At 29.5% G+C, this 14,076-nt stretch carries 13 protein-coding genes; 11 read left to right on the top strand and 2 right to left on the bottom strand.

Annotated features, from left to right (window positions below; all coding sequences use genetic code 11):
* Window positions 1-133 precede the first annotated feature (133 nt).
* Window positions 134-1,708, top strand: coding sequence for a ClC family H(+)/Cl(-) exchange transporter (locus tag BLS77_RS07385; protein WP_242873953.1), 1,575 nt, complete (start codon window positions 134-136; stop codon window positions 1,706-1,708).
* Window positions 1,709-1,845: 137 nt separating this feature from the next.
* On the opposite strand, the gene galE is transcribed toward BLS77_RS07385, so the two are convergent.
* Together galE and BLS77_RS07375 are read right to left on the bottom strand one after the other, a co-directional pair.
* A complete protein-coding gene (gene galE / locus BLS77_RS07380; RefSeq protein WP_089967523.1) occupies window positions 1,846-2,832 on the bottom strand; it encodes a UDP-glucose 4-epimerase GalE in 987 nt (328 codons plus the stop codon).
* A gap of 201 nt (window positions 2,833-3,033) precedes the next feature.
* Window positions 3,034-5,667 carry an FAD-dependent oxidoreductase gene (locus BLS77_RS07375; RefSeq protein ID WP_089967520.1) on the bottom strand — a complete coding sequence of 878 codons (2,634 nt, stop codon included), beginning with the start codon at window positions 5,665-5,667 and terminating at the stop codon, window positions 3,034-3,036.
* Between the two features lie 451 nt (window positions 5,668-6,118).
* Here BLS77_RS07375 and BLS77_RS07370 point away from each other — a divergent pair, with 451 nt between their 5' ends.
* From BLS77_RS07370 to BLS77_RS07325, 10 genes are all read left to right on the top strand, one after another.
* Window positions 6,119-6,448 (top strand): DUF6514 family protein, encoded by a 330-nt coding sequence (locus BLS77_RS07370; protein ID WP_089967517.1) that lies wholly within the window; start codon window positions 6,119-6,121, stop codon window positions 6,446-6,448.
* Between the two features lie 50 nt (window positions 6,449-6,498).
* A complete protein-coding gene (gene acpS, locus BLS77_RS07365) occupies window positions 6,499-6,870 on the top strand; it encodes a holo-ACP synthase (protein ID WP_089967514.1) in 372 nt (123 codons plus the stop codon).
* Between the two features lie 70 nt (window positions 6,871-6,940).
* Window positions 6,941-7,549, top strand: a complete 609-nt coding sequence (locus tag BLS77_RS07360; RefSeq protein WP_089967513.1) for a germination lipoprotein GerS-related protein — start codon at window positions 6,941-6,943, stop codon at window positions 7,547-7,549.
* Between the two features lie 31 nt (window positions 7,550-7,580).
* Complete coding sequence (gene alr / locus BLS77_RS07355) at window positions 7,581-8,741, top strand: alanine racemase (protein WP_089967512.1); 1,161 nt, start codon at window positions 7,581-7,583, stop codon at window positions 8,739-8,741.
* 87 nt (window positions 8,742-8,828) lie between these two features.
* Window positions 8,829-9,071, top strand: coding sequence for a hypothetical protein (locus tag BLS77_RS07350; RefSeq protein ID WP_089967509.1), 243 nt, complete (start codon window positions 8,829-8,831; stop codon window positions 9,069-9,071).
* 8 nt (window positions 9,072-9,079) lie between these two features.
* Window positions 9,080-9,433, top strand: a complete 354-nt coding sequence (locus BLS77_RS07345; protein WP_089967506.1) for a type II toxin-antitoxin system PemK/MazF family toxin — start codon at window positions 9,080-9,082, stop codon at window positions 9,431-9,433.
* A 598-nt stretch (window positions 9,434-10,031) separates the two neighbouring features.
* Complete coding sequence (locus BLS77_RS07340; RefSeq protein ID WP_089967502.1) at window positions 10,032-10,856, top strand: transketolase; 825 nt, start codon at window positions 10,032-10,034, stop codon at window positions 10,854-10,856.
* On the top strand, window positions 10,856-11,800 hold the full coding sequence (locus BLS77_RS07335) for a transketolase family protein (protein ID WP_089967499.1): 945 nt from the start codon (window positions 10,856-10,858) through the stop codon (window positions 11,798-11,800). The genes BLS77_RS07340 and BLS77_RS07335 overlap by 1 nt, the downstream gene beginning before the upstream one ends.
* Before the next feature lie 346 nt (window positions 11,801-12,146).
* Window positions 12,147-13,001 (top strand): YitT family protein, encoded by an 855-nt coding sequence (locus BLS77_RS07330; protein ID WP_089967496.1) that lies wholly within the window; start codon window positions 12,147-12,149, stop codon window positions 12,999-13,001.
* Window positions 13,002-13,092: 91 nt separating this feature from the next.
* Window positions 13,093-13,962, top strand: coding sequence for a YitT family protein (locus BLS77_RS07325; protein WP_089967493.1), 870 nt, complete (start codon window positions 13,093-13,095; stop codon window positions 13,960-13,962).
* Window positions 13,963-14,076: the final 114 nt, after the last annotated feature.

Genomic DNA, 14,076 nt, shown 5'->3' with positions numbered 1-14,076 from the left:
TGACTAGATATATATATTGAAGTATACTAGCCCATATGTGATATAAGACAAAGGTAGTTTATATTTTGATACAGTTAGTATAATTTATTTGATTGTGCCTTAATAAAAGTAAGGATAAGGAGTTGATTATATTGTGGAAGATTCAGTAGAAAAGAAAGGGATACATAAACTTTTAAGCGATAGAGGTAATCTAAGGGTAAGTTTAATTATTCAGGGAACTATAATAGGGTTTATAACTGGAATTGTAATAGTTTTAAATAGAATAGCAATAAGTAAATTTTCTCATGTTTTTAAAGAAATATATCTATATTCAAAAGGAAGTCCTATAAAGGTTATAGGCGTATTTCTTTTGTTAGCGCTTATGGGCTGGATTACCGGTGTTATGGTGAAAAAGGAACCTATGATATCAGGGAGTGGTATCCCTCAGGTTAATGCAATATTATTAGGAAAGTTAAATGTAAATTGGGTTAAAGTATTAGTTCTAAAATTTATTGGTGGGACTATGGCATTAGTAGCTGGATTATCAGTTGGAAGAGAAGGCCCATCCGTGCAAATGGGAGCTGCGATAGCACAAGGTGTAAGTAATAGTTCTGAAAAAGCACCGATGAAAAAGGGCTTTTTAGTTACATCTGGAGCTGCAGCAGGCCTTGCAGCTGCATTTAATTCACCTTTATCTGGGATGATTTTTGTCTTAGAGGAGGTACATAGAAGTTTTTCTCCACTAGTATTATTACCAGCTATGGCAGCGACTCTAATGGCAGATTTTGTAACAAAGCAATTTTTAGGTATGGATCCGGCATTAAAATTTATGGATGTATCTGTAATTCCATTAGAGTATTATTGGACATTAGTAATATTAGGCGTTCTAACAGGGGCAATAGCTATTTTCTTTACTAAAGGGGTAGTTATTTCTCAAAATATATATGGACGATTAAAAAAGGTGCCTATAGAAGTTAAAATAATGATTCCGTTTCTAATAACAGGAGTAGTGGGTTTTTTAGCTCCACAGCTTTTAGGCGGAGGACATGAAATAATAATATCTTTATATGGAAGTGACATTTCTATATTGATGTTGATAGCTTTATTCCTTATTAAGTTAATTATAGTATTAATATGCTTTGGGTCTGGAGTGCCGGGCGGGATATTTTTACCAATGTTACTGTTAGGTTCAATTTTAGGGGATATATTTGGTATTATAATATGTAATTTAGCCAATATACCATCTACGTTTATAATAAATTTCATTATTTTAGCCATGGCAGGGTATTTTGCAGCAGTGGTAAAAGCTCCGGTAACAGCAATAGTATTAATTACTGAAATGACAGGGTCATTTGAACATTTATTAGCAATATCAATAGTTGTATTCATTGCATATATAACCTCGGATTTACTACGAAGTGAGCCGGTATATGAAGTATTATTAGATAGGTTATTGAAGAATGTAGGGACACCGCTAAAGAGTGGATCGATGAAAAACACTTTATTAGAGGTTGGTATTGAAATGGGAAGTATTGTTGAAGGAAAGAGAATAAAGAATATAGATTGGCCGGCAGAATGTTTATTGGTAGCTATTAAAAGGGGTGGAAAAGAGATTATTCCTAAGGGTGAAATTAGGATATTAAGTGGAGATTATTTAGTTGTACTTGTAAATGACAGTATAAGTTCAGAGATATTAGAAGAGTTAAAAGGTTTAACGTTAGTTGATTAATAGTTAAATCTGTATGGTGATAAAAATAATTATAAAAAAATACCTATGAGCTAAACACTTTCATGTGTGGCTGGCTATAGGTATTTTTTTTAGTATTTAGAATTAAATTTTTTCTAAATATATATTATAGTAAATAATTATTCGCTATAACCATTTGGATGGTTTTTATGCCAATTCCAAGCTGTTTCAATAACTGTCTCAACAGTATTATATTTTGGCTTCCATCCAAGTTCTTCAACTGCTTTTTTAGATGAAGCAATTAAAATAGCCGGGTCACCTGCTCTTCTTGGCGCAACCTCAGCTGGAATAGAATGTACTGTTACTTTTCTAGCAATTTCAACTACTTCTTTTACAGAAAAACCAGTTCCATTTCCTAAATTGTAAATTCTACTTTCTCCGCCCTTCATTAATCTCTTAAGTGCAAGAGAATGTGCAGAAGCTAAATCAGATACATGTATGTAATCTCTTACGCATGTCCCATCTTCAGTATCATAATCATCACCATACATCATTATTTTATCTCTATTACCTAAAGCAACGTCTAAAATTATAGGTATTAGATGACTTTCAGGAGAATGATCTTCACCAATTTTTCCACTAACATGTGCACCGGCAGCATTGAAATATCTTAAAGTAGTATATTTAATACCATAAGCGCTGTCACACCATCTTAATATTTTCTCAACTAATAATTTAGATTCACCATAAGCGTTAGTTGGAATAGTTCTACTATCTTCATCTATTGGAACCACTTCAGGTTCCCCATAGGTAGCTGCTGTTGAAGAAAACACAATATACTTAACATTATAATCCTTCATAGCTTCTAATAGGCTTATAGTTCCTCCTACATTGTTATTAAAGTACTTAAGTGGTTCAGTCATACTCTCACCAACAAGTGAGTATGCAGCAAAATCAATTACAGCATCTATTTTATTTTCAGTAAAGACCTTATCTAATATAGTTCTATCTCTTAAATCACCAACATAAAGTTTTCCGCCTAGTAAAGCTTTAGTATGACCTTTTTCAAGATTATCTAAAACAACAACTTCTTCTCCGTTTTCTAAAAGTTCTGCAACCATGTGACTACCTATATAACCAGCGCCACCACAAACTAATATAGCCATTCTAATACCTCCTAATTAATTTCTTTCAAATTCCTAAGTCAATTATAATATAATTTTTTAATTTTTAATATAAGAATATCCAGAATTGTTAATTAAGAGTTGACTTAAGAGGTATTAAAAAAAATACATCTTAAGAAAAAAGATAAAAAGTGAAGGCATAGTAAATATTTTACTATGCCTTCTGTGATATTTATAAGCTAATTAAAGTATTCCACCTGAAAGAACTTTGGCTTTTGATTGACCTTTTTGAATTCCAGTAATGATTTTAACTGATGAGGATATATCTCCAATCAAGATACCACCAACTAGTTTATCATCTTGGAAGAATAATTTAGAGTATTTATTATTTTTATTATCTACATATCCAACCTTTTCTAATAATTCATCATCAAAGTTAATTACTCCAGCTGAGAATACGGTAGTATTCATAGCATTAAATATTACAGATGAAACAAATTTTTCGAATTTAATATCATCATAAGAGGCATTAGCACCTGCAACTTTACCCATTTCTATTGCAGCTGGCCAGTTCCCATAGTAGACTCCTTCAAGTTCGGCTACATCACCACAAGCATAAATATCAGGAATATTTGTTTCCATGTTAGAGTTAACAACTACCCCTCTGTTACATTCAACTCCTGCAGTTTTAGCTAAATCAAGGTTTGATCTAACACCCACGGAGTAAAGAATGATATCAGCATCTAAAGTTTTTCCGCTATTTAAGTTAACAGTAGTTACACCATTAGAAGTAGCTAAAACATTTTTAACTGATTCACCTAAAAGAAGATTTACAGGTGTGGAATTTGCAATATTATTAAAGAAAGCTGAACCTTCAGTATCTAATTGTCTTGGCAGAAGTCTATCAGCCAATTCAATTACAGTAACATTGATATTTCTCTTTTGAATTTCGTGAGCAGCTTCAAGGCCTAGCAGACCACCACCGACAATAACAACATTTTTAGCAGTAACTAGTTCCTTCTTAATTTTTTCAACATCAGATAATTTCTTAATAGAATGAATACCCTTAATTGTTGAATAATTTGAAGAGTTAATTTCAGTTTTGTTACCATCTAAGATAACATTAGTAGGCGGAACAAAGTTATAACTTCCGTTAGCTATAACTAACTTGTCATAGGAAATTTCTATTTTGTTATCTAACATAATTTTCTTTGTTTTATTATTTATGTTTTCAACAGAAACTCCAAGTATTTCAGTTACTTCATTTTCTTTATACCATTCTGATGAAACAATATAGAACTTATCATCAGATTCTTCAGAAATTAAATCAGAAAGCTGAGTTCTTATATATGAATGTTCTTTTTCATTTGAAAGAAGCTTAATAATACCTTTAGCATTTCTTTCTCTAATTGCACGAGCTGCATAGAAACCAGCAGCACCATTTCCGATAATTACATAAGTTTCTTCTTTATCAATTGAAACCTTAGTGGCTTCGCGCTCAATTTCTATAAATTGATCACTTCCTGCACCACAAACGGGACAAAGTTCAGGAACTATTTCAGCTTCAAATATCTCTCCGCAAATTACACATTTCCAAAGTTTAAGATCTCCATCACCAGAAATATCTTTTATAGTAGAGCTTTCATCCTTCATAGGAATAAAATCTCTAGTTCCAAGCAAAGTTTCACCAAAGCCGAAACCAAAGTTATAAGCTGCATCTAATTCATTATCATTAGCTTTAAAGTTAATTTTTAAACTAGGTCCATAAAGCTTCATATTTAATTCTTTAAATCTAGTTTCCATTCTTGGAATAGCTTCTCCGCTCCAACCATATGATCCAAAAGCACCAGCAAGTTTTCCACCGTGAACAACAGGGTTTAATTTTGAAAGCACATCGCGTATAGGTTCTAGAAGCTCTGCAACTATTGTTGGAGAGCCACAAAGAATACCCTCAGATTCGCCAATGCTTGCAATAATATCTCCCATTTCATGTTCAATTACATTAAATAATTTAACTTCAATATTATCACTAGCCTCAATTCCTTTAGCAATTTGCTTAGCTAATTGTTCTGTATAACCATAAGCACTAACATAAGGAATAGTAACTAATTTTTTAGCTTCTGCAGGTTTAACTACAGGTGTGCTCCACTCTTTATAAATCTCTACTATTTTCATAGGATTATCTATAAGTACAGGCCCGTGACCTGGACAAATAATATCTATTTTTAAATCTTTAATTTTATTAATAGCTTTAAGAATATAAGGTTTATACGGCCCAAATATACAATCAAAATAATATTTCAAAGCTTCCATATAATTTTCTTGGCTTTCTATTTTATTATTAAACACTTCAGGAGATGAGTAATGTGAACCAAATGAATCACATGTTATTAATACTTCATCTTCTACAACATATGTGTACATAGAATCTGGCCAATGTAAAAATGGAGCTGAAATAAATTGCAGTGTTTTGTTTCCAAGGCTTAAAGAATCACCATCACCAACAGAAATATGTTCAAATTTACAATTGGCTATTTTCTTTAAAAAGTTAATAGCAACTGGAGAACCTACAATTTTAGCATTTGGGGAAAGTTCAAGCAATTTAGCAACAGAACCTGCATGGTCTGGCTCAGTGTGATCAACTACTATATAGTCTATTTCATTTGGATTGACTCCTAAATCTTTAAGTCTGCCTATATATTCATCAAAAAACTGAACTTTAACAGTTTCGAATATAGCAGTTTTTTCGCTTCCTTTAACAACATATGAGTTATAAGTTGTACCATATGGAGTGTACATAATAATATCAAAAATTCTTAAGTTAGGATCTAAAGCACCAACCCAATGGATATCTTTTTTAATTTCTAAAGAACGCATAATAACACACCTTTCAAAGTAAAAGTTTTATATTTTATTATGGAATAATTTAATTATAAATATACATACTATACAATATGATAACAAAAGATATTTAATGATAATAATTATCCATGAGTTAATTATATAACAATCTTATACATATAAGCAATACAATAATTATTATATTTGACAAAAAATAAATAATAAAATAAAAATATTATTAGTCATAATTTGTTATTTTAAATACTGTTTCGACAGAAATCCTATTTGTATATGCGAAGATAATATGTAATAAGAATATACAAATAAGAGTTTATTAGAACTATAGGAAAAATAATGTTGAAATATAGAATAATATTTTAAGTAGTGGTCAAACAATCTTTGACAAAATTTCATTAAATACTGTGATATTGTAGTTAATATATTAATTAATATATTCTATAATAGTAAATAAAGGGAGAGGATTTAGATGAAAATCATAGAAAGTTTAATCTCTTCAATTAGTAGAGAAGGAACTGAAATGAAATACATGTATAGGTTGACTAAAAGTAATTATAAAGGTGGTCAAGCTTATGGAATAGAGGTGGAGAGACAGGACTTAAAAGGTGGACAAGCAATAAATATAGAAAGAGATAATATTAATCTTATATCTAACAATAAATATAAAGTTAATGAACTTTTAAAATTATTATATAAAAATCAAGTATCACCAATACATCTAGTAGAAATATTGGGAGAATATGTAGATGATTACATATATGACTTTAATGATATACAAAATGAAATTAGTATAAATTAATTTTAATAACATCTCAAAATTTGTAGTAAAATATAGGTAGAGGTGAAGTTATGATTATAGGAATAGGTACAGATATTATAGAAATTGAGAGAATAGAAAAAGCTATAAAAACAAATAAACATTTTTTGGACAAGCTATTTACTAAAAATGAAATTCTATTATTTGAAAGTAAAGCTATGAGGTCTGAAGTTATAGCAGGGAATTTTGCTGCGAAAGAAGCTGTTAGTAAAGCTCTTGGAACTGGTGTTAGAGGTTTTTCTTTTAAAGATATTGAAATTTTGAGAGATGAACTTGGAAAACCAGTAGCTAAATTAAATGAAAAAGTAGAAAAAGTGCTTGGAAATAAAGGATACAACTTAAATATATCAATATCTCATAATAATTTATCAGCTATTGCCTTTGCTGTATTAGAGGAAAAATAATATATTTAGAATAAAAAGCCTTTTAAAGTAATAATAGTATTAATGAAGATTAATAATTTTAGGAGGCTTTATGAAAAAGAAAGTACTAATTACACTTTTATTGTGTATCCCATTCATATCTATTATTTTAGTGATTATGTTTAGATTAACAGTAGTGCCAACAAATGAAGAGGTTATTTCTCAGCTGAAAGAGATAACATGTTATAAAACTAATGTTGAATATATAACTAATAATAGTAGAGGAGAAGAAAAAGAGGAAACAACGCAATATTACAGTGAAGACAAAGGTGCAAGAATCGATTTTGGAATAGATAGAATTAAATTTTATAAAGATGGTAATATAAGGGTTGAAGATAATATATCTAATAAGGAGTATAATGTAGAAGCGGATTTAGATAAGTTACATTCCTTAGCCTTTATGAAAAATTTATTATCCTATCCAATAGAGGAAGGCAGTATAAAAGAAGGGCAAGAAGAGTGGGGCGAAAAAAAATATATAGAATTAACTTTAGAACTATTCCTTGAAAATGATCATTTAGATAAAGCTAAGGTTTTTATAGATAAAAAAGAGAAAACACCTATAGGAGCAATAATATATGACAAGGAAGGTAATGATAGATTAAGAATTATATATAAAAATTTCGAAAAACTTAAGGAAATAGATAATGACTTATTATAGTTTGATATAATAAATATGAGGTGTATTGATAATGGAAGAAAACATAAGAGCAGTTTGGGCTGAAATAGACCTAGATTGCATAAAACATAATATGATAGAAATTAGGAAACAAGTAGGAGAAAAAATTATAATTGCAATAGTAAAAGCAGATGCTTATGGGCATGGAGCTATAGATGTAGCTTCTGTTTTATTAGAAAATGGTGCTGATAAATTAGGAGTAGCAGTTATTACGGAAGCTTTAGAGTTAAGAAAAAGCGGGATAGAAGCTCCAATTTTGATTTTAGGATATACTCCTTTAGATTTTACTAAAGATTTAATTGATCAAAATATAGAACAAACAGTATATTCTTTAGACTATGCAATAGGATTATCAGAAATAGCTTTGGAAGAAGGAAAACAAATAGATATTCATATTGCTATAGATACAGGGATGGGAAGATTAGGATTTTTACCTAATGAAGAAAGTTTAGATGATATTGAAAAAATAAATAATTTGAAAAACATAAATATTAAGGGTATATTTACTCATTTTTCTTCAGCAGATGAGACTGATAAAGAATATACAATGATGCAATTAAATAAATTTAAACAATTTAATAAAAGTCTTGAAGAGAGAGGAATAAAAATAAAAGAAAAACACTTATCAAATAGTGCTGCGATACTAGATATGGAAGAAGCATATTTTGATGCTGTAAGACCAGGAATAATAATATATGGATATTATCCATCAAATGAAGTAATTAAAGAAAAAATTAATTTAAAGCCAGCTCTAACATTAAAAAGCAATATAGTGCACGTGAAGGTATTACCAAAAGGTGAGTACATAAGTTACGGTAGAGAATTTAAAACTGAAAGAGAAAGTATAATAGCTACATTACCAATAGGATATGCAGATGGTTATACAAGGGCCTTGTATAAAAAGGGTAAGATTATAATAAATGGTAAAAGCGCACCTATAGTTGGTAGAATATGTATGGATCAATGTATGATTGATATTACGGATGTGGGTCCAGTTAAGGTTGGAGATGAAGTAATATTAATTGGGGAAGATCAAGGTATTAAATTTAATGCTGATGATATAGCTAAATTATTAAATACAATAAACTATGAAGTTCTTTGTTTAATAGGTAAGAGAATACCTAGAGTATATAAAAAAAATAAAACTACAATCAAAACTAGAAATTATTTGTAGAAATACAAAACATATTTCTTTGACAAATCGACATAATTTGCAATATAATTTACATATAAAGAAATGTTACAACCTAGGGGGTAAATTATGTCAAATTATGTTAAAGCACTAGGGTTGAGAAATAAATTTTTAAATAGTACAAAAAAGAGTAAATTTATTGAATGTAGTTTAATAGAATATAATGAACAAAAATATAAAGCAAGTTTTTTAATATTAATGGAAAAGGGCTATAAAGAAATGGCAGAAATTAATTTGGAAATTGCTAATATTCCTTTCGAGTGCGAAAATGCAAATATTAATGAATATGAGAACTGGCTTTGCGGAGTGTGAGATTTCTAATGACGACTATGGTAGTAAAAAGAGGGGATATTTTTTATGCGGATTTAAGTCCTGTTATTGGTTCAGAGCAAGGTGGAATTAGACCGGTGATTATAGTTCAAAATGATATTGGGAATAAATATAGCCCAACAGTTATAGTTGCAGCTATTACGTCACAAATAAATAAGGCTAAGTTGCCAACACATGTCGAAATTTCATCAGAAGAGTATGGATTAAGCAGAGACTCCGTAGTTCTATTAGAACAAGTTAGAACATTAGACAAGAGAAGGTTAAAAGAAAAAATTGGTCATATGACTGATGCTGATATGAAAAAGGTGAATAAATCACTAATTGTCAGTTTAAACCTTACTTAAGAAATTAAATAAAAAATTATCTGATATATAATTATTACACTAAAATAAATAGTGGGTTAGTAGTTTATTACTATGTTATTTATTTTAATATAAATTGAAGAGGCTTAGGCCTCTTTTTTTTATTTAATAGGATATTATAAAATTTATATTCTATATATTATGATATAATTTAGTTATAGTAATTTTACTACTAAATATACATTTATATATCTAATAATTCAGTATAAGCAATGGAAGTATTGTATAGCCAAGGATAAAATAGAGTTTTCAGAGAGGATATTTTTAATAAGAACAACTACTATTCCAGTGCTTGGAGTACAACTAAAGAATATTCTATAACTATTAAACAAAATTAATTCTTTGAGATAGATATATACAAATAAAACTACAGAAGTTTTCAGGGTTAAAAGTATGCATATGAAATTAGAAAGCATAATTAATCAAAATATAGTTATATAGTGTATACTATATAGGTGTAAAAAGATAAAAAGACAACATATATATAAATATAATGTACAATTGTTAGAAAATGTGATAAAATATTTTTAGATAAACAGGGCAATATAATAAAGAAAACAATATCTTAGGAGGATACAAAATGAAAAAAAATGTTCAAGAATTAAAAGCCATAGCTAAAACAGTTCGTGGTGATATAGTTTCTATGTTAACAGAATCAGCATCAGGACACCCAGGTGGTTCACTGTCAGCAGCTGATATAGTAACAGCACTATTTTTTGGAGAAATGAATATAGATGTAAACAATCCTAAAGATGAAAATAGAGATAGATTTGTATTATCAAAGGGTCATGCAGCACCAGTATTATACAGTGCTTTAGCTAGAAAGGGATATTTCCCAGTAGAAGAACTTAAAACTTTAAGAAAAATAGGTTCAAGACTTCAAGGGCATCCAAGTATGAGATGTTTACCAGGTATAGATATGTCTACTGGTTCACTTGGACAAGGCATTTCTTCAGCTGTAGGAATGGCACTAGCTGGAAAAATTGATAATAAATCATATAGAGTTTACACAATTTTGGGTGATGGAGAATTAGAGGAAGGTCAAGTTTGGGAAGCTACAATGTGCGCAGCTCATTATAAATTAAATAATTTGACAGCATTTATAGATTTTAACGGATTACAAATAGATGGAAATATAGAAGAGGTTATGAATCCATCACCAATAGATACAAAGTTCGAAGCATTCGGGTGGAATACTATTATAATAGATGGACACAACATGGATGAGATATTAGCAGCAATAGAAAAAGCAAAAGCATGTACAGATAAACCAACTGCTATAATATGCAAAACAGTTAAAGGTAAAGGTGTTTCATTCATGGAAAACAAGGCATCTTGGCATGGAACTGCACCAAGCAAGGAACAATGCATGCAAGCATTAACAGAAATTGGAGGGGACAGATAATGAGTAAGAAAGTAGCAACAAGAGAAGCTTACGGAAAGGCTTTAGCGCAATTAGCTAAAACAAATGAAAATGTAGTAGTACTAGATGCTGATCTTTCAAAGTCAACAAAGACAGCAGATTTTAAAGAAGTTTGTCCTGAAAGATTTTTCAATATGGGAATTGCAGAAGCAAATATGATGGGAGTTGCAGCAGGTCTTTCAACTTGTGGTAAAATACCATTTGTAAGTACATTTGCAATGTTCGCAGCTGGAAGAGCTTTTGAACAAATAAGAAATTCATTATGTTACCCGAGACTAAATGTTAAAGTATGTGCAACTCATGCTGGTTTAACAGTAGGAGAAGATGGAGCATCACACCAAGCTATAGAAGATTTGGCATTAATGAGAAGCATACCAAACATGACAGTTATATGTCCTGCAGATGATGTTGAAACAGAAGCTGCAATAAAGGCAATAGCTGAATTTGATGGTCCTTGTTATGTAAGACTTGGAAGACTTCCAGTTAGCACTATAAACGATGCTAAAACTTATGAATTTAAGTTAGGAAAAGGTGTAACTTTAAAAGAAGGTAATGATGTTACTATAATAGCAACAGGAATAATGGTTCAGACTGCATTAGAAGCAAGTGATATATTAGCAAATGAGGGTATTAATGCAAGAGTTATAAACATTCATACATTAAAACCATTAGATACAGAGTTGCTAGTAAATGCAGCAAAAGAAACAAATGCAATAGTTACTGTAGAAGAACATAGTATTATCGGTGGACTTGGATCAGCGGTTGCAGAAGCGTTAGGCGAAGAATATCCAGTTCCAGTATTAAAAGTCGGAGTTAATGATGTGTTTGGAGAAAGTGGTAAGCCAGAAGAGTTATTAAAAGCATATGGTTTAACAGCAGAAGCAATAGTTGAAAAAGTCAAAAAATCAATAATGTTAAAAAGATAATTAATATATAGAATAAATAAAATAGTTATTTTTACTACCAAATAGTCGCAGAAGAATATTCTGCGACTATTATTTTTGCTAAAATAATAAAAAAATGGTTTAAATATAGTAAGATAGGTAAATTTAACTTAAATAGATTAAATTATGATTACAAAGTAGATAGCTACGTAATATAATTAGAAAAGGAGTTTAATAAATTTATAATAATAATAAAGGGATAAAAAATAGTATATCGAGGAAAGATAAGGAATCTAAAAAATAGACTGGCATATGGACTAGTTAATTTTCAAAAATAACTAAAAAATCTTCAAGAAAATGAATGCTTTATTGTACAAGGAGGATGGTTATGATAAAAAAGAATTTTAAAGAATATTCATTAATTACAATTGGGGTAATTTTAGTAGCAGTTGCAATGGAATACTTTTTTATACCAAATGAAATAGCTGCTGGAGGAGTTACTGGACTCGCTATTATAATAAATAACTATTTTCCATTTATATCAGCTGGTCCATTAGTCTTTATAATAAATATAATATTATTTGGGGTAGCATTCTTTGTTATTGGTGGAAACTTTGGATCCAAAACAATATATGCAAGTTTTGGATTATCTATATGTATGTGGATTATAGAAAAATTTCTTGTACCACATGCTATAACAGCAGATTTATTAGTAGCAACATTATCAGGTACATTTATTTCAGCAATAGGGATGGCTATGGTGTTTAGTTTAAATGCATCAACTGGAGGAACAGATATAGTAGCAAAAATACTAAATAAATTCCTGCATTTAGATATTGGTAAATCGTTGGTATTTGTAGATTTAGTAATTATAGCTTTTGGAATAATGGCATTTGGGTTAGATAAGGGCTGTTACGCATTACTTTCAGTAATAATAACTGGAATAGCTATAGATAATGCAATAGAAGGTTTCAATTTATGTAAAAAAGTAACTATAATAAGTGAAAAAAGTGAAGAAATAAGTAAATATATATTACAAGATTTAAATAGAGGATGTACGTTTGTAAAGGGAATAGGTGGATTTACAGGAAAAGAAACAACTATAATTTATGCTGTCCTTGGAAGAAGTGAGTTTATAAAGTTAAAACGGCACATAATAGAAGTAGATGAAAAAGCATTTATAACAGTTGGAGAAGTTCATGAAGTTATGGGTGAAGGGTTTAAAGGAATAAAAGAAGATTAATAGGGCATTGTAGAATAAATAGCTAGTTAAAAAAGGATAATGACTAGTTATTTATTTGAAGATACACTATAAGAAAAAAGGGAGATAAAAAATGAAAAAGAATAAAGAAAAAATACATCAAATATTGGTAAAAGCCAAAGAGTATTTATGGATAACAATAGCGGTAGCAATAATTACATTTGCCTTAGAATATTTCTTTTTCCCTAATTTAATAGCATCCGGAGGAATTTCAGGATTAGCATTAGTTTTAAATTCAGTATTTAATATAGAACCAAGTATTTTAATACTTGGATTTAATATAATATTATTTGCGTTAGCATTTTTATTAGTTGGAGGTTCTTTTGGAGGAAGAAGTATATATGCATCAGTATTATTAGCAGTATTTATGTGGATTACAGAAAAATTATTAAGTCCAAGAGCCATAACAGAGAATCTTTTCTTAGCAAGTATATTTGGATCTTTAATAATAGCGCTTGGAACAGCTATTGTATTTAATCAGGGTTCATCTACAGGTGGAACTTCGATAATTGCTAAAATAATAAATAAATATTTTCATATTCCTATTGGCCAAGGGTTATTGCTTACAGATTGTACAGTAACTATTTTAGCAATGTATGTATTTGGAGTTGAACTTGGTTTATTTGGATTACTTAGTGCAATAGTAGTAGGTATATTAGTTGATAAATTTATAGCAGGCTTCAATCCTGTTAAACAAGTATTTATAATAACTAGTAAAGAAAAATTAGTAGTAGATTTTATTATGAAAGATATTAATAGAGGATGCACTATACTCGCTGGAAAAGGTGGATTTACAGGGGGCGATACAAGTATTGTATATACAGTATTAACATCAAGACAATTTATAACTTTAAAGAACTTTATAAAAGAAAATAATCCTGACGCATTTATAACTGTTACAGAATCGACAGAAGCGTTAGGACAAGGATTTACAGAACATTAAAAATTATTTTACTTTTATATTCAAATATGGATATAATGCTTAAAAATATAAGTCGATAAGTATATGAATATCAATATCTATTGCTTAAAATAATCGAAAAAACATTTTTCAGAT

The sequence above is a fragment of the Clostridium gasigenes genome (assembly GCF_900104115.1).
In the GTDB taxonomy this organism is placed as follows: Bacteria; Bacillota; Clostridia; order Clostridiales; family Clostridiaceae; genus Clostridium; species Clostridium gasigenes.
The sequence above is the reverse complement of the archived record's forward strand: the minus strand, read 5'-3'. Positions and strand labels throughout refer to the sequence as shown.